The 17,171-nt window shown below is 41.0% G+C and carries 17 protein-coding genes and 1 pseudogene; 17 read left to right on the forward strand and 1 reads right to left on the reverse strand.

All coding sequences use genetic code 11. The features are described 5' to 3' along the window. The first annotated feature begins 10 nt into the window (after positions 1 to 10). The 6 genes and pseudogenes from AC0THY_RS10390 (at position 11) to AC0THY_RS10415 (ending at position 2,989) form a co-directional block, all read left to right on the forward strand. Positions 11 to 205 carry a hypothetical protein gene (locus tag AC0THY_RS10390; protein ID WP_489990536.1) on the forward strand — a complete coding sequence of 65 codons (195 nt, stop codon included), beginning with the start codon at positions 11 to 13 and terminating at the stop codon, positions 203 to 205. A gap of 371 nt (positions 206 to 576) precedes the next feature. Further along, entirely contained in the window at positions 577 to 924 is a 348-nt protein-coding gene (locus AC0THY_RS10395) for a DUF3795 domain-containing protein (protein WP_489990537.1), read from the forward strand. 62 nt (positions 925 to 986) lie between these two features. Next, positions 987 to 1,444: pseudogene (locus AC0THY_RS10400) on the forward strand (DUF1697 domain-containing protein). A gap of 119 nt (positions 1,445 to 1,563) precedes the next feature. Beyond that, on the forward strand, positions 1,564 to 1,878 hold the full coding sequence (locus AC0THY_RS10405; protein WP_489990538.1) for a GNAT family N-acetyltransferase: 315 nt from the start codon (positions 1,564 to 1,566) through the stop codon (positions 1,876 to 1,878). Positions 1,879 to 1,935: 57 nt separating this feature from the next. After that, positions 1,936 to 2,361, forward strand: coding sequence for a DUF3795 domain-containing protein (locus tag AC0THY_RS10410; RefSeq protein WP_489990539.1), 426 nt, complete (start codon positions 1,936 to 1,938; stop codon positions 2,359 to 2,361). A 64-nt stretch (positions 2,362 to 2,425) separates the two neighbouring features. Next, a complete protein-coding gene (locus AC0THY_RS10415; protein WP_489990540.1) occupies positions 2,426 to 2,989 on the forward strand; it encodes a YdeI/OmpD-associated family protein in 564 nt (187 codons plus the stop codon). Between the two features lie 370 nt (positions 2,990 to 3,359). On the opposite strand, the gene AC0THY_RS10420 is transcribed toward AC0THY_RS10415, so the two are convergent. Next, the gene (locus tag AC0THY_RS10420) at positions 3,360 to 3,971 is read right to left on the reverse strand and encodes a TetR/AcrR family transcriptional regulator (protein ID WP_489990541.1); all 612 of its coding nucleotides are present in this window, start codon (positions 3,969 to 3,971) and stop codon (positions 3,360 to 3,362) included. 148 nt (positions 3,972 to 4,119) lie between these two features. Here AC0THY_RS10420 and AC0THY_RS10425 point away from each other — a divergent pair, with 148 nt between their 5' ends. The 11 genes from AC0THY_RS10425 to AC0THY_RS10475 all read left to right on the forward strand — a co-directional run bounded on the left by AC0THY_RS10425 (position 4,120) and on the right by AC0THY_RS10475 (position 17,045). Further along, a complete protein-coding gene (locus AC0THY_RS10425; protein ID WP_489990542.1) occupies positions 4,120 to 4,593 on the forward strand; it encodes a GNAT family N-acetyltransferase in 474 nt (157 codons plus the stop codon). 182 nt (positions 4,594 to 4,775) lie between these two features. Continuing rightward, on the forward strand, positions 4,776 to 5,354 hold the full coding sequence (locus tag AC0THY_RS10430) for a DUF1989 domain-containing protein (RefSeq protein WP_489990543.1): 579 nt from the start codon (positions 4,776 to 4,778) through the stop codon (positions 5,352 to 5,354). 33 nt (positions 5,355 to 5,387) lie between these two features. After that, complete coding sequence (locus AC0THY_RS10435) at positions 5,388 to 5,912, forward strand: GNAT family N-acetyltransferase (protein ID WP_489990544.1); 525 nt, start codon at positions 5,388 to 5,390, stop codon at positions 5,910 to 5,912. 384 nt (positions 5,913 to 6,296) lie between these two features. After that, entirely contained in the window at positions 6,297 to 6,494 is a 198-nt protein-coding gene (locus AC0THY_RS10440) for a hypothetical protein (RefSeq protein ID WP_489990545.1), read from the forward strand. Between the two features lie 91 nt (positions 6,495 to 6,585). Then, on the forward strand, positions 6,586 to 7,125 hold the full coding sequence (locus AC0THY_RS10445) for a DUF1697 domain-containing protein (RefSeq protein ID WP_489990546.1): 540 nt from the start codon (positions 6,586 to 6,588) through the stop codon (positions 7,123 to 7,125). 26 nt (positions 7,126 to 7,151) lie between these two features. Next, a complete protein-coding gene (locus AC0THY_RS10450) occupies positions 7,152 to 8,024 on the forward strand; it encodes a YwqG family protein (protein ID WP_489990547.1) in 873 nt (290 codons plus the stop codon). 331 nt (positions 8,025 to 8,355) lie between these two features. Then, entirely contained in the window at positions 8,356 to 11,703 is a 3,348-nt protein-coding gene (locus AC0THY_RS10455) for a UvrD-helicase domain-containing protein (protein WP_489990548.1), read from the forward strand. Further along, positions 11,703 to 12,869 carry an HNH endonuclease domain-containing protein gene (locus AC0THY_RS10460; RefSeq protein WP_489994176.1) on the forward strand — a complete coding sequence of 389 codons (1,167 nt, stop codon included), beginning with the start codon at positions 11,703 to 11,705 and terminating at the stop codon, positions 12,867 to 12,869. Before AC0THY_RS10455 ends, AC0THY_RS10460 begins: the two co-directional genes overlap by 1 nt. 102 nt (positions 12,870 to 12,971) lie before the next feature. Next, on the forward strand, positions 12,972 to 14,405 hold the full coding sequence (locus AC0THY_RS10465) for an FAD-dependent oxidoreductase (RefSeq protein ID WP_489990549.1): 1,434 nt from the start codon (positions 12,972 to 12,974) through the stop codon (positions 14,403 to 14,405). Continuing rightward, positions 14,398 to 15,318, forward strand: coding sequence for a hypothetical protein (locus AC0THY_RS10470; RefSeq protein ID WP_489990550.1), 921 nt, complete (start codon positions 14,398 to 14,400; stop codon positions 15,316 to 15,318). The genes AC0THY_RS10465 and AC0THY_RS10470 overlap by 8 nt, the downstream gene beginning before the upstream one ends. A 308-nt stretch (positions 15,319 to 15,626) precedes the next feature. Continuing rightward, positions 15,627 to 17,045, forward strand: a complete 1,419-nt coding sequence (locus AC0THY_RS10475; RefSeq protein WP_489990551.1) for an arabinose isomerase — start codon at positions 15,627 to 15,629, stop codon at positions 17,043 to 17,045. Positions 17,046 to 17,171: the final 126 nt, after the last annotated feature.

The following is a 17,171-nucleotide window of genomic DNA, read 5'->3' on the forward strand; positions in this document are numbered from 1 at the left end:
GAACTATATTATGAGTGATTTGATATCTTACGGTGAGCAATTTGAAAAGATTGTCGATATTATCGAGTCTGCCAAAGAACGTGCGTACCGCAAAGTGAATGAGGAACTGATTTTAATGTATCGTGATATAGGCGTATATATTAGTGTACAGTCTGAAAATGCTGAATATATCGAATTGGCAGGAACGATTTATGATGAGGAGTAAAAAAGGATCTGGCGATAATAAATACAGGCGGTGTGCCACGGTAGTAGAAGGTAGATTTATCTCGAACATTTCATACCAATGTTGTGAAACATATATTTAAAGCGAAGGTGTGTTTGATTAAAATTCAACCTGTCAGAAATTCCGACGGGTTCTAAAAGAGGGGAATCGTGAAGTGGCAAGAGGGACTATTTGGATAGCATAAAGCTTATGAAACAAAAAGAAAATAGCCTAAATAAGCCATTCTAAAAATTGGAATAACCGCTTCAATGAATGATTCGGAATTTCCCAATATTTTATTATCAGAAAGATTTTAAATTTTTTGAAAAACTTTTTGGTATCAATGAAAATAGAAATTAAACGGAGGAAATCGAATGAATGAGTTAATTGCGTATTGTGGACTGGATTGTGAAAAATGTGATGCCCGTATTGCAACACTTAATAATGATAATGATTTGCGAGAAAAAACGGCTGAACTGTGGACAAAACTAAACGGAGCTAAGATTACAGCAGAAATGATTAATTGTGTTGGATGCCGAGTAGACGGAGCGAAAACACCATTTTGTGATGCTATATGTCCTATTAGAAAATGTGCTGTGTGCAGGAAGTTAACTACTTGTGGGGATTGTGATAAAATGAATCAATGCGACAGGCTTGCAACGATAACTTCGAATAATGCACAAGCATTGGAAAATATCAGTAGCAATAGAAGCGGAGACTAATTTTGAAAAGATATATTGCTTTATTAAGAGGTATCAATATAAGTGGGAAAAATAAAATTCCTATGGCAGAGTTGAAATCATGTTTTATAGAACTTGGCTGTATAGATGTTTTTACATATCAGGGTAGCGGAAATGTTATTTTTCGGCTGACGAACGAAGTGGAATTGTTCTTACAGATAAAAACAAGGTAATGATACAAGAACGGTTTGAATTGGATATTCCAGCCTTTGTTATTTCACAAGAAGAATTGAAGGATTTATTAAGTGAAGCCCCTGTTTGGTGGGGAAATGATAACAAAGAAATATATGATAATCTGATTTTTGTTATGTTTTCTGCTATCGCTGAAATAATAGCTGAGAAAATAGGCAAGCCAACAAAAGAACTGGAACAGATATGTATCTGTAAGAATGCAATTTTCTGGTCTTTTGACAGAAAGAAATATGCGAAAGCAAACTGGTGGAAAAAAACAGCAAGCGCAGGAATTGGTGAAATGATTACAATTAGAACAGCCGTCCTTTGAAAAAAATAGTTGCAATGTGATTTTTAATAAATCAGTAGTTACGGAGATACAAATGATAGAATATTAAGTAGACGATAAAAAATTAGTGCTTCATTTTTTATCCGTTTTGTTAATCAGATATGGCAAGGCGATTATGGCATGGAAAAACGCAGATTGCGTTATCCAAAACAATAAAGATTACTGCTTATGACGGTAACGTACTTGTAGGCTGTTTGCGTATTCTTTCAGATGGTTATTATTTTGGGACAATTACAGAATTGCTCGTTCTTCCAGAAAATCAAAATCAAGGGATTGGAAGTAAACTTCTTCAACTGGCAAGGGACAATACCCCAACCATGTTATATTTTGGCGCACAGCCGGGAATAGAAGCATTTTATGAAAAGAATGGCAGCCAGAAAAGCCTGCAATCTTACATAATAAAAAAAGAAAGATAATTACAGTTTCCAGTTTATCAGGGAGTTAAAAATGGAAAGGGTCAATGAGCTATGAAAATGCCAACAGAAAATATGGATACTATCATGTTTGCCCCTTGTGAAATGAATTGCAAGGTCTGCTATAAACATTGCTATCATAAAACGCCATGTGCAGGGTGTTTGAACAGTGACAAAGGCAAGCCGGAACATTGTCGTAAATGCAAGTTAAAAGACTGTATTAAAGACAAAGGATTGTCTTATTGTTTCGAGTGTTCTGATTATCCATGCAAGCTGATAAAGAGTCTTGAAAAAAGTTATAATAAGAGATATCAAGCAAGCCTTATGAAAAATAGTGAGTTTGTTCGTCAATATGGGTTGGATGCATTTATGGAACAGCAGGAAGAAAAATATATCTGTTCAAAATGTGGCGGCATTATTTCTATTCATGACAGGGAATGCAGCGAGTGTCAAGAGAAGATGGATGATGAAACGTCTGGTTTATAGGATTTGAAAAATTTAAAATAGTACTCTTTTAATAAATGAAGTAAACGATAAGGAGAGATATATTATGAGTGAAATAATGGAATTCCCCAACAGAGAAGAATTTCGTGAATGGCTCTGCGAGCATTGTGTATCAAAGGATGGGATTTGGCTTTTGTTCGGCAAGGCTGGTGGGCCAAAAACTATAAAAGCGGGAGAAGCCTTGGAAGAAGCACTCTGTTTTGGCTGGATTGACGGACAGATGGAAAAGATAGATGATAAGACTTATAAGAAGTATTTTTCTCTGCGCAGAAAGAATAGCAAATGGTCAGAGAAGAATAAGGCATTGGTAAAAAATCTTGAGGAAAGAGGACTTATGACTGATTTTGGCAGGAAGAAGATAGATGAGGCCAAGAAGAACGGACAGTGGTATGTTTCAAATCCTTTGGCAGCCATTACAGAGGAGCAGATTGCCCACCTGTCCGCACTGCTGGAAGGGTATGAACCCGCTTATACAAATTTTCAAGCCATGTCTTTGTCCGTAAAGAAAACTTATACACGGGCATATCTTGATGCAAAGACAGATGCCGGACGGGACAAGCGTATTGCCTGGATGGTGGATAGGCTCAATAAAAATCTAAAACCTATGTAACTGTCATATATGACTTAATTAGTATGAGAGACAGTCAGAATCTCCAGTTTGCTAAGATATTTATGGGAATAAAACCCGTTGCCTGTTCCCCCATGAACAGACCTGTACTTTGAAAGTGCTGTTGACCAATTACCAAAGGGAGAACGTCCAAAACCGTGAAAAAGCGATAAATCGCCTTTGACCTATTTACTGAAATACAGGCATTTTCTACGCCGCTCAAGCCATATAGAGACTTGTGTGTTGCTACAACGACAAATTATGTAGAAATCCTTAATTTTAGGCACTTTTTCAAGCATATAGTGTTTACAAGTGAGGTCGATAAAATCCGAAATAAAGAGATTAAAAACTATATGCATTAGAATATTTTTTATTACTGGTTTTCTGTAAACAGATAAGTAATCATGGTTGTTATTTGTCGGCGCAACACCTCTAAATCTATGTTTTTATGATAATGGAAAGCGTGCTCTTGTCCTAAAATATCTGCCAAAGTATAGAGTAGATACATCTTTTCAGATAGATTTTTCTTAGCCACATTAGGGTTGTCACAGGCTTTTACAAGTGCCGATAAAATCATATCCTCATATGCTGCAAACTGTTGCATAATTTCCGGGTTTGATTGTTGCATAAGGCCTAACTCATTTACGGTTTGCCTAGAATTTACATAGAGATTGATAAATAAGTCAATACACTTATCAACAAGTACATGCGTATCAACGGGTTTCGGGAGGGATTCTAATTCATTTAGTAATGGTCTAAGGTAACTATCGAGGAAATATTTAAAAGAAGCAATGTAAATATCTTCTTTGTCTTTGAAATAACTGTATACTGTTCCGGTGGAAACACCTGCTGTCTTTGCAATTTCAACAGTGTTTGTATTGTAAAACCCTTTTTTACAAAACAAATCTAAGCCAGCTTTTATTATTTTTATTTTTTTTTCAATGGAGCGTTTTTGCATTGGTTTACGGATAGATAAATTACTCAAATCATACACCACCTCTCATAAGATCAAGTATATAGTATAACCTTCCATTAGTCAATGAATGTGAAGTATTATTCATATTGACAAAAAAATCAACAATGTTATAATAAAAATATGAAATATTATTCATGTTTAGAAAGGAGAAGGTCGCTTGGATAAATTAAAACTTCGACTGTTTCGCAATGAGGACGTTGCTCTATTTGAGAAATGGCTATATATGCCCCATGTAGCCCAATGGTATCACGACCCACTGGATTGGATGGATGAAGTCAAACAAAGGAAAGATAAATTTTCATTTTTACATCACTTTATTGTAGAATCAGAGGGTAAGCCTATTGGCTTCTGCCAGTATTATGAATACTATCACAGTGGAGAGGAGTGGCATGGTGATACGGATATAGACGGTACTTACAGCATAGACTATCTGATTGGTGATACAAAATATATTGGTAAGGGATATGGCAAAGGAATTGTACAATTGCTGATTCAAGAAATAAAATTGCAGTATAACGCTAAACGCATCATTGTGCAGCCTGAGCAGGAAAATAAGGCTTCTTGTAATACACTATTATCCTGCGGATTTTTCTTTGATACAAGTAATGAGATTTATGTCATGGAAATTTAATTTGCACCACGAATGAGAGGGTATTTACTTAGTGCGTAAATGTGGCTATTATGCCTTGTGTGTAATAAAAAACCCGTTAAAGCGAAATATATTACCTTTGATTGTCCGGCTGTTTCCTGCTATACTGGTAGGGAAACAGCTGGCTTTGTTTGTATAAAATTGAAAATCGGGAGGTGAATATAATGAGTAAAGAATATATAATTCCGGCGTGTTCGGGAACGAAAATTGATGTTAAGCAAGGTCAAAGCATTACAGTGATTGATATTGAAGGCGGTCAAGTGGTGGATTTTTTTGCCGAAGTGAAGGGAAATACAAATGAATTTCTTTCAACCGGTGTTACGATTGACTGTAACGAGTCTTTGAAATTAAATATTGGTGATACTATTTTTACAAACCTATACCGGCCCATGATGAAGGTGCTTTCTGATGATGTTGGAGAACATGATTTGCTCCACCCATGCTGCCGGCCGGAAATGTATGAGTTCTTCTACCATAACGGCGAAAAACACCCGAACTGCTTTGAAAATATTAATAAGGTGCTTAGAGAACAGCGTGCAATTATCACACCGGTCAACTTATTTATGCACACGAAAATTAACACGAACGGTAGTATTTCAGTAGAAGAACCGCTTTCCAAAGCAGGGGATAAAATTATATTAAAAGCATTGATAGATCTTGTATTGGGAGTAGCCGCTTGTAGTGTTTCAGAAAGCAAATGCAATAGTGGAAAGTGTTCCTCTATTAAAATTATTATCGATTAATGCATTTTCAAAATTTATCATGGAGGTGGGAAAGTGATTTGTAAAATAAGAAAATGGGAGTGGTCGGATGCAATATATTTACCAACGACTCTTTCCAATAAAAAAGTACAAGATAATCTTCGGGATGGATTGCCGTACCCTTACACTGAGCAGGACGGAAAAGATTATATCTCTGCGATGCTTTCTGCGGATGAAAATGAAACTTTTGCTTTTGCTATTACAGTAGAAGATAAAGTGATTGGCAGTATCGGAATTTTTCGCCAGGGTAACATTCATAGGCAGACTGCCGAATTGGGGTATTACATCGCAGAAGAATATTGGGGCAAAGGTATTATGACGGAAGCCGTAAAACAAATCTGCAGGTATGTTTTTGACAAGAGCGATATTATCCGTATCTATGCAGAACCATTTGCGTACAATGTCGCATCTTGCCGTGTACTTGAAAAAGCAGGTTTTCAATACGAAGGTACATTAAGAAGTAACGCTGTAAAGAACGGCGAAGTTATTGATATGAAGATGTATTCGTTGCTGAAAACAGAAATGACGGGTATACAGTAGCAAATAGGCGCTGTCGAGCATTGCAGATTAAAGGAGAAAGAATTTGCAGCAAGAATCCAAGGAAAGAAACAAGCAAGAAAATATTTAGCAATATTAAAACAGTTGAGAAGGGAGATATTATAAATTCTTAGTTTTACTCTGATGCTGACGGAAATAGGTAGTCCTAGACATTCTTTTCCAGAGGCTTGGAGACAAAATAGGATTGTTTACAGCCATATTTTTCGCTTTCTTCCCGGTGTAGGGGAGAATACATACGGATCGCGGTGTATGATAGAAATAACAGATATAGAGAGTGTACATAGCAGAACTTATGGGATATAATTATGGCGTATAGGAGTTTGCCTGACCAGGCGTCAATATTTCAATAGTGGAAATGGGGTAAAGATGGAAATTTCACAAGATGAATTAGCAGAAGCGAAAAGACAAATTGATTCAACATTGCATAAGCTGCAGGAAACAATAAAGACTTTTGAATCAAAAGAAAATGCAGAGAGATATAAGTCGCAAATCACATTGGCAAAGAGACGGGTAAAAGCTTTCGAAATTGCGAACTATTTTATTGAAAAAGAAATTGATAGATAAAGTATGGACTTTTACGAAGCATTAAGCGAGAGAGGCATCGAAATGGAGTATACACCTGTTCACCAAGTCAGACCAGGGAGGAAACGATTGTATGAAAAAATATATTGCCTTGTTAAGGGGAATAAACATAAGCGGAAAAAACAAGATATCTATGTCTGAATTAAAAATGGGCTTTGCAAAATTAGGCTTTCCAGGGGCTGCAACCTATTTGAACAGTGGCAATGTAGTCTTTTTAAGTGCCATTGATGATAGAAACGTTCTTTCGAATAAAATAGAATTGTTTATAAAAGACAGCTTTGATTTGGACATACCGGTTTTGGTTGTCTCGCAGGATGATTTAAAAGATATATTAAACAATGCTCCTTGCGGATGGGGAGATGACAATAAAGAAATATATGATAATCTTATCTTTATGATGCCTTCTTTATCTTATGAGGAGTTTTGTAATGAGATCGGCGATCCGAAAGGGGAATATGAGAAGGTGCACCACTATAAGAACACTATTTTCTGGTCATTCAGCCGGAAGGATTACCGAAAGACAAATTGGTGGTCAAAGACTGCCAACTCGAAGGTGAGTGACAAGATTACAATTCGAACAGCAAATACAGTAAGAAAAATAGCAGGTATGTGACATACAAAGATGTTAGGGAGAGTGACATGAGTAAATATAAGAGAGAGAAACTAAAAAAATTATTGATAATGCTGGCAAAAAATGAAATTCGTATTACTTATGAAATGGCAGACGAACCACTTCCTGTCTGTAAAAGTAAAATTGGCGGCAAGCCGGCAGTACCGCATGATTTTGTGTGGCCCAGATATTTGGGCGAGTCCTATGATAACATTACAAAAGAACGTCCCTTATCCTTTATGGCCCAGGTTAATCTTGAAGATGTGAAACACTATGATACGGAAAAGCTTTTACCCAAGACTGGAATATTAAGTTTCTTTTATGAAACGGTCAGTATGCCATGGGGTTTTGCTCCTGAAGATAACGGTTCAGCAAAGGTGTATTATTTTCCAGGGACAGAGGGTCTGGTCCCAATGGATATTCCAGATGATATGGATGAAGAAGCGATTGTGCCAGAACTTGACGTTACGTTTGAAAAACATATCAGTATTCCGGCGGTGGAAGATTTTCCGGATGGGGTTACGGATATGGATTTTGAATGGGATGACTACGAGGAATGTCGTGAGGAATGCGGCTACTCTTGTGATGAATGGGGCGAGGTAACGAAACTCCTCGGGTATCCTGACACGGTTCAGTCATCCATGGAAGAAGAATGTGAATCATTATCAAGGGGGTATCGTCAGGGCTCCCCTGAAGACTTAGCGGCGGTTCCGGGGAGCGTATTGGAAGAAATAAAAGAGAAAAGTAAAGAGTGGATATTGCTGTTCCAAATGGGAACAGTTGAAAGTGACGATGGAGAGATTATGTTTGGGGACTGTGGACATATCTATTTTTGGATACGAAAACAGGATCTAAAAAATCAAAATTTTGATAATATATGGTTGATTTTGCAGTGTAGTTAAGATGATTTTTTAGTATAAGGAATATTCTATAATAAGCATCTGTCAGCAATGACGGGTGCTTTTCTTTGCAGAAATATGTCTTTTTATAGATAGAAAAAAGCGGTATGCTATGGTAAAATATGGTCATGCGTATCTGGGAATACAAAAATATAAAAGTGATGGTAACTGTTCAGCAGGTCTGCGCATTCAATGCGCAGAACGTGAGAAAATCACATCGCCGAAGGCGGAGAATCCCGCGCGCAGGATTCTTTTTCATGGATTTTCGAATGTAATTATGAAGGTACTGAATAATTACAAGTGATATAACATAATCATAAGGAGGCCATGGCAAGTGGGATTTCTTCAACGGATATTTGGTCTTAGAAAAACGAGCGAGAGTGTGGAGTCGGTGAATTCTGCCAAATCGGAAATGCAGGCAGCATCTCCAAACAAGAATGTTGTAAAACTTCTGGAATTTAAGCAAATGATGGAAGACTATATAAAGGAGAACAGATACATAGCAAAAAGCGACTATGTGGATAAAATACAGAAATATGCCCCCGTACTTGAGGTCTTTGACGCACTGAAGAGCACTGGTATGACCGAAGATTTCTGTACACGTAACGGCATCTCAGAAAGAGATGTCCATTTTGCTATGGATTTATATACAAATGCGGATGCATACATGGAAAAGCATAATGAAGAGTATATAGCGCAGGCAATGGAAAATGAGAAGGAATACCTGGATCATGTATTAAAGGCGGTAGACCCTGCTGTTGTTCTTGATGAAGACCAGCGCAAAGTAGTACTCACAGATGAAGACTATTGTCTTGTGATAGCTGGCGCTGGGGCCGGAAAGACAACGACGGTTGCGGCCAAGGTGAAATATTTAGTGGACAAAAAGGGGGTGAAACCCTCCCAGATTCTGGTGGTATCCTTTACGAATAAGGCAGTAAAGGAATTGAAAGAAAAAATACAGGGCTCTTTGGGGATAGAATGCCCGATTGCCACATTTCATTCTACGGGCAATGCAATTCTTCACAAACATTCGCCGGAGGAAAAACGGAAGATTGTGGACAATGCAAGCCTTTATTTTGTGATAAGGGATTATTTCAGGGGTTCTATTTTGCAGAATGAGAGCGTGGTAAATAAATTGATTATGTTCTTTGCATCATACTTTGATGCGCCGTATGAGGGCGATGATCTGAATGGATTTTTCAACGATATTGCAAAGGCAAATTATTCCACAATGCGAAGTGATCTGGAGGACTTTAAGAGGGAAGTGATTGATGCCAGAACCAAGAAGTCCGTAACGATCCAGAATGAAGTACTAAGGTCACATCAGGAGGTGGAGATTGCTAACTTCCTATATTTGAACAATATTGACTATGAGTATGAACCGATTTATCCGTACAATATACTCTATGCCAGGAAACCATACACTCCTGATTTTATTATTTCTCAGAACGGGAAAATTGCCTATATTGAGCATTTTGGGATATCTGAAAACGGGGAAAACGACAGATACAGCCAGGATGAGTTAAGCAGATATAAACAGGCTGTGAATGATAAGGTTCGTCTGCATAAGCAGCATGGTACGACTCTTATCTATACCTTTTCCAGGTATAAAGACCGCAAACCATTGTTAACGCATCTGCGGGAGGAATTAGAGTCCAAGGGTTTTGCGCTTTATCCAAGATCCAATAAAGAAGTGATGGAAATGCTGGTGGCAGGTGAGGAGAACAGGTACATAAGAAAGCTAATTAACCTCATCTGCAGATTTATCTCAAACTTCAAGGTGAATGGATATACAGCAGAAGAATTCAGCAGAATGTATCATTCCACACAGAATGTTCGAAGTAAACTGTTTTTGGATATCTGTAATGACTGTTATCTGGAGTATGAGCGCTGGCTAAATGAAAATAAAGCGGTCGACTTTGAAGATATGATTAATGAATCTGCCAGAATTCTTCGCGAAGTCAAAGAAATGAAGCAGAAGCTGGATTTCAAATATATTATTGTGGATGAGTATCAGGATATTTCCAGACAGAGATTTGATCTGACGAAAGCGCTATCTGAAGTGACGGACGCAAAGATTATTGCGGTAGGCGATGACTGGCAGTCCATTTATGCTTTCAGCGGCTCTGATATTACGTTGTTTACAAAGTTTGAGGAGAAGATGGGTTATGCCAGACTGCTGAAGATTGTAAAGACCTATCGGAACTCCCAGGATGTCATTGACATAGCAGGGAATTTTATTCAGAAAAACACGGAGCAGATAAGTAAGAGATTGATATCCCCGAAGCATATTGAAGATCCTGTGATTATCTATACTTATGACAGTACCTCAAAGGGTAAGAACGGCAATAGAAGAAGTGGTGAAAACTATGCTATAGCGCACGCTGTAGAAACAGCTTTAGCGCAGCTTCTGGAGTATAAGAAAAAGGAAGGCAAGAAACCGGGAAGCATACTTCTTCTTGGTCGCTTTGGATTTGACGGGGACAAACTGGAGCGGTCCGGACTCTTCGAATATATCAATCGGGGAAACAAACTGAAAAGTGTTAAGTTTCCAAGCCTTGATATCACATTTATGACAGCACATTCTTCTAAGGGCCTTGGATATGATGACGTCATTATTGTAAATGGAAAAAATGAAACCTACGGTTTTCCTTCCAAGATAGAGGATGACCCTGTTCTGGCCTTTGTTATTAAGGGGGACCGCTCCATTGATTATGCAGAGGAGAGAAGGCTTTTCTATGTGGCTATGACAAGAACAAAGAACAGGGTATTCTTTATTGCCCCGGAGCAGAACCCATCAGAGTTTTTGCTGGAGCTGAAGCATGACTACAAGAATGTCCTGCTGCATGGAAGCTGGAATGAGCAGGAAAGTGAGGGCAAAGCGAAAAAAGTTTGTCCAATATGTGGCTATCCCATGCAGCTGAAATATAAAAGAGCATATGGATTAAGGCTATATATCTGTACCAATGAGCCTGAGGTATGTGGGTTTATGACGAACTATTGCCAAGCGGGAAAGCTGTCCATTCAAAAGTGTGACAGCTGCCGTGACGGATATCTCATTGTGAAACCTGGCAAGCCTGATGGATACTTTTTGGGCTGTACCAATTATAAACCAAATGGAACCGGCTGCCAAAAAACAATTGGAAAGAAATATTATTATGATTTGATGGGATATGAGTTGGAAGAGAAAGAAAAACCGTCTGTGGTAAAGCAGCAGCCAGTGAAACGGGAGGGAAGGGAGAAGCCTGATTTTGCTGCTGAGAGACAGGAAGATGATTATATTCAGATTCAGAGAGCAGATTTGAAACCAGTTTGGTATAATGAGTTTGATCTCAATGAATTGATTTTTACGGTAGTGAAGGCGCTTCAGAATGTGAGTCGTGTGAGATTTTACGGAGTAAGAATGCTGATGGATATTCTCATGGGCACAAATACCAAGCGCGTGTTGGACAACAATCTGCATAAGATACCGGAATTTGGAGCGTTAAAGGAGCTGCATTATGATACCGTGCAGTCGATTATTGAATGGATGATTTCAGAGCATTTGATCTTAAAGACCAAGGAGCGTTATCCGGTCCTGCATTCAACCTATGAGGGACTTCATTACTCCGAGGTGATAACTGAAGGAAAACTGAAAAAGCTTAAGGCCTACTTAGAGGAAGAAGGGAGTATGTGGAAGTGATGGACTCTGGAAATATTGGATACTCCTTAAACATTGACGGGAAGTATTATAATACATTGGATATTGAGGGATTTTCCCACATGATGAAGGACCCGTCCTACTGCTACAAGTTCTATTGGCTGGAAGCCATTGTACAGCTAATTTCCGAGGGAGTGAGGGAGACCACCTTTGATGCTGTCATTGATGAAATGATCTGTAATGCATGGTACTCGGTCCGGGAATTTCATATTCATCTGAGCGGGCTTCCCGCAAGCGGTGAAGTAAGAGATGGACTGGAGCGGGCTGTGATACGTCTCACAGAGCTGAGTGGTCTGTCAGCCAATGCTTCTAAGGTGGAAATCAAAAATGCGATTCGGGAACACGGTTTGGAGTTGAAGGCAGCAAAAGAACAGCTGACAAATATGGTTCCCTATCGTGCCCTGGCGGGGTTCTTTTCGAAAGCAGATACGAAAGCTGAGTGGAACAGCGTAAAGCGAATGACGGCATATATTGAGAAGATTAACCGAGATGTGGTCTTGCTTCCCTATACATTGGGGAGCGGGGGCAAGCTGGCGAAGGAAATGTATTTCCAGCCTGATTGGATCAAAATGATACAGGATAACACCGTATCCATTTTAGGCTGGATACAGTTTGAAAAAGTGAAGTGGCTGCAGAACAATAACCCGGAAGTGCCGGGGCTGGTGTACAAGCTGGCGCCCATGGATGAAAAGATGCGCAAGCTGAATCATGTGAGGAAGCTCTGGGAGGGGATACTGGAACTTCAGGAGGTAAGAGATGTATTTACACAGGAGCCGGTTGTGCCCAGGCAGTACGATGTGGATCATTTTATTCCATGGTCATTTGTGATGAACGATGAACTCTGGAATCTGATGCCAATGGATTCTTCCCTCAATTCTTCTAAAAACAACCGCCTTCCCTATTGGGAGCCGTATTTTCATCGGTTTGCAGGGAACCAATTTATTTTGTATGGATTGATTCATGAAAAAGCAGGCATTCGAAAACTGTATGAGCGATGTTATAAGGACAATCTTCATTCCCTGTGGGCAGGACAGGAGTTGTACCGTAAGGGAAACAGCAGGGAGGAGTTCTTTCATATCCTGCAAAAGAATATGCAGCCAGTTTATGATTCGGCCAGACGGCAGGGGTATGAGATCTGGAATTCTTAAAAACGGATGCCACAGAACAATGAATATAAGTAAGAAGAAAGAACTGGTATAAACCGTCTCCAGTGGGAAATGTTATATATAAAAGGACATGGGAGGCGGAAAATGGAATCTATATGGAGTAAAACGTGCCACAGAAAGAAAAGCCCAGCTCTGGATCGTCATATTGAGGCAGATGCGGCGGTTATTGGAGGAGGTATGGCAGGAATCTTGACCGCATGGCAGCTTGAGCAAGCCGGAGTACACGCTGTTGTCCTGGAGGCTGATCAGATCGGTGGAGGACAGACGAAGAACACTACTGCTAAGATCACAGCACAGCATGGGATGTTTTGCCACTCATTTATTGAGAAAAAGGGAGAGGAAACGGCGAGAAAATATGTGCAGGCCAATCAGGCTGCAGTGGAGGAGTACAGAAAAATCATTCGAAAGGAGTGCATCGACTGCGATCTGACACAGAGTGACGCTTACGTCTACTCCGCAGACGGGGAGAAGTTAAAACAGGAGACAGAGGCAGCGCGGAGACTGGGGATCAATGCCTCCTATGAGAGACAGATCGAGATTCCAATCTCCTGTGCCGGTGCGGTGCGTTTTCCCTGCCAGGCTGAATTTCACCCTCTGAAATTTATCAATGCACTGGCAGAGCAGTTGACAATATATGAGGATACGCAGGTAACGGAAGTGGAAGATAATCTGGTCAAAACAGCTTGTGGAACGGTGGGAGCCGGTAAGATCATTTTTGCCACACATTACCCTTTTGTTAATTTCCCTGGTATGTACTTTACAAGAATGCATCAGGAGCGTTCCTACGTGCTGGCACTTGAGAATGCGGGAAGACTGGACGGAATGTATATAGGAGACGGAAAAAATACGCTCTCTTTCCGGCAGTATGAAAAGTATATCCTGCTTGGCGGACAGGAACACAGAACAGGGGAGAACCGGGAGGGCGGATGCTATGAGAAACTAAAAGAATCGGCCAAAGAACTGTATCCTCAAAGCCGTGTAGCAGCCTGTTGGTCCGCACAGGACTGTATCACAACAGACAAGATTCCTTTTATTGGACAGTACGCGTCTGACCATCCGGACTGGCTTGTGGCAACGGGGTTTCAGAAGTGGGGTATGAGTTCCTCAATGGTTTCCGCGATGCTGCTCAGGGACATGATCTGTGGAATCGAGAACCCTTATGCAGAAGTATTTGCCCCGTCCAGGTTCTCGGCGGAGGAGATCCCTCAGCTTATGAAGGAGGGCGGGGAGGCTGTAAAAGGACTGGCGAAACGGTTCTTCCATATTCCGGATGAGACAATAACCGGACTTGCGCGGGGACATGGGGCAATCGTCGAGACGCCCCAGGGGAAAGCAGGTGTATTTAAGACAGAGGAGGATAGGATCTGTCAGGTAGATATCGTTTGTCCGCACCTGGGATGCGAACTGTCATGGAACCCGGATGAGCGCTCCTGGGACTGCCCTTGCCATGGCTCCCGGTTTGACTGTGAGGGAAACCTGATAGACGGACCAGCACAGGAGGGAATAAGGTATGAGTGATTATTTCTATGGGTGGTACTTTCGGTGCCAGGGACAACAAGGGAGTGCCGCAGTGATCTCAGCAGTGCATCTGTCTTCAGGAAAATGTTCCTGCTCTATTCAGGTGATCACACAGGGCGGAAGTCTGTACAGAGAGTTTCCGGTCTCCCAGTTTCGGATCAACCGGCTTAAAGGAATTATGCAGATCGGGGAGAACTTGTTTTCCAGGAAAGGAATCCGCCTGCGGCTGGAAGCGTTCAGGGCAGGGGAGTCCAGTGACAGCGGACAGAGAGACGGTGGCGGAGACTGTAGGAAAAAGAGCGTGACGGTCAGCGGGATTCTGCGCTTTGGAGAATTTTCAGAACCTAAGTATGATATTATGGGCCCGTTTTCATATATTCCCGGAATGGAATGCAGACATGCGGTCTACAGTATGAAACATACAGTGAACGGTGAACTGAGACTGGACAATGGGAAAATATCATTTAAAGACGGAGCGGGATATATGGAGGGCGACAGTGGAACTTCCTTTCCCGAACGCTATATCTGGACCCAGCATTTTCTGGAGGAAGGATCAATCATGCTTGCGGCGGCGACGATCCCGCTGGCGGGGATGCGCTTTACGGGAACCATAGGTTTACTCTTCACAGAGAACAGAGAGTACCGCTTCGCAACGTATCTGGGCGCTTCCGTTACAAGGATGGGAGACCGGGAAGTGCTGATCCGCCAGGGGCGATACCGGCTCCGTGTGCGCTTCTTTGAGCCTGGCGGAAGTGTGCTGAAAGCTCCGGACAGGGGGAAGATGACAAGGAAAATACGGGAAGACATCGCCTGTGGAGCAGAGTACACATTGACGCATGGAAATCAGGTATTGCTGCATGTGGTGACAGATAAGGCTGCGGCAGAGTACGATGTAAAAGAAGAGAATAAATAAAATAGGATTAAGGAGGTCCGGTTTTATGCCCTTAAATGTGGCAGAGCGCGGAATGAATTAAATATTTTGGAAATGTAAAAATGGTGTTAGGATACAGCTTAAAACCTGTGGCTTAACATCTTTTTTATATGTACACAGCTGGAGTTGGTGAGCATTTACTGTTTTTATAAATAGCTTGACTTAGAGTAAGGTTCATGTATTATAATGTAACTACTATAGCCTGGTAAGAAAGTCAAATTCTATGAAATAGTTAGATTTATTTAGTAACAGAAAAATCATACAGTACATTTTTGAAAGGAGTAGAAATTATGTTAGTTGATACAAAAGCAAAGATAGGTGTGTTTTCCATTGCATTGGGGGCATATCTGCCGCAGTTCCCATCACTGGTTCCTGAATTTGAGGCTCAGTATGATGCGTTTAAAAAGACACTTCCCGACACGGTGGAAATTATTGATGGCGGAATGGTAACCACGAAAGAACAAGCTCAGGTTGCCGGGGATTTGTTCCGTTCCGCAGACGTTGACCTGGTTTTTCTGCAGCTTCTGACGTATGCCACATCCTACAATATGATTCCGGCTGTGAAGGATCTGGATGTTCCGGTAGTTCTTGTTAATCTTCAGAAACTGAAAGCGCTTGATTATGATCATACAGATATCGCGTCATGGCTCGGTGAGGGCTATGCCTGCGGTGCTGTTGGGGAAATGGTAGCTGACCTTGAGCGTTACGGCAAACGGCATGCTGTAATTACCGGTGTCGTTGAAGGCGGCGATCCCGGTGTCCAGACGGAAATAGATCAATGGTGCCGTGCAGCCCAGACCAGAAGAAGATTCCGTGATACCAATATTGCCCAGATTGGAAGGCCATACCCTGGTATGATGGACCTTTATATTGATGAATCGAATCTGTACAGAAGAATGCACCTGTATACCAAGCAATTTGACTGGGAGAAAATGTGGGCGATTGCCGATGATATTACGGATGAAGAAGCAATTCGTACCAAGGCACAGGATATTCTTGATACGTTCGATATAGAGGGCGGAGGAAGTATTGAAGAAGTCTGGGAGATGGCGAAATACGTTGTCGCTTTCGAGCAGTGGGTTATCAGTGAAAAACTTGGTTTGGTTGCTTCTCATTATGACGGATTTGCAACAGGTAAGGCTGGTGTACTTGACAGTATGCTTATTCCTGCATTCTCAATGTTAATCAAACAGGGGACAGCATGCGCGGTAGAGGGTGATATCAAAGTTGCCATGGCAATGAGCATATTAAAGACAATCTCAGGAACAGGGCAGCTTGCTGAAATGTATTCTATAGATTTTAACGATGATATTGCAATTATTGGACACAGTGGTTCCGGTGATGCGGATATCTCTGATAAGAAACCAACCATGAAGATTGTAAAGGTATTTCACGGAAAAACGGGCGGCGGTTATTTGACACAGTTTTATCCGCACACAGGACCGGTTACCTATCTTGCCATTACACAGGATGGTGACGGACACTTTAAATTCATTGTAGCTGAGGGCGTTAATGAAGAGGGAACGATCCTTTCCTTTGGTGATACCAATATGAGAACCCGTTTTACCTGCGGAGCAAGAGAGTTTGTGAACCGGTGGAGTGAATGCGGGCCGACACATCACTTTGCTGCAGCGACAGGCAGACATATCGACACAATTCTTAAGGTTGCCAAAATATTTAATGTACCAGTTGATATCGTAACCAGATAAAGATGTGTGACCTCTAAATAGATAATAATCCGAGCGCACTATATTCAGAACCTTATGCCGCCTTGTAACATTGCAGTTATGCAGGGCGGCATTTTTATTTCTTGCAGGAAGGACTTAAAATGGGTG

The organism is Ruminococcus sp. 8Y-12 (assembly GCF_058119865.1).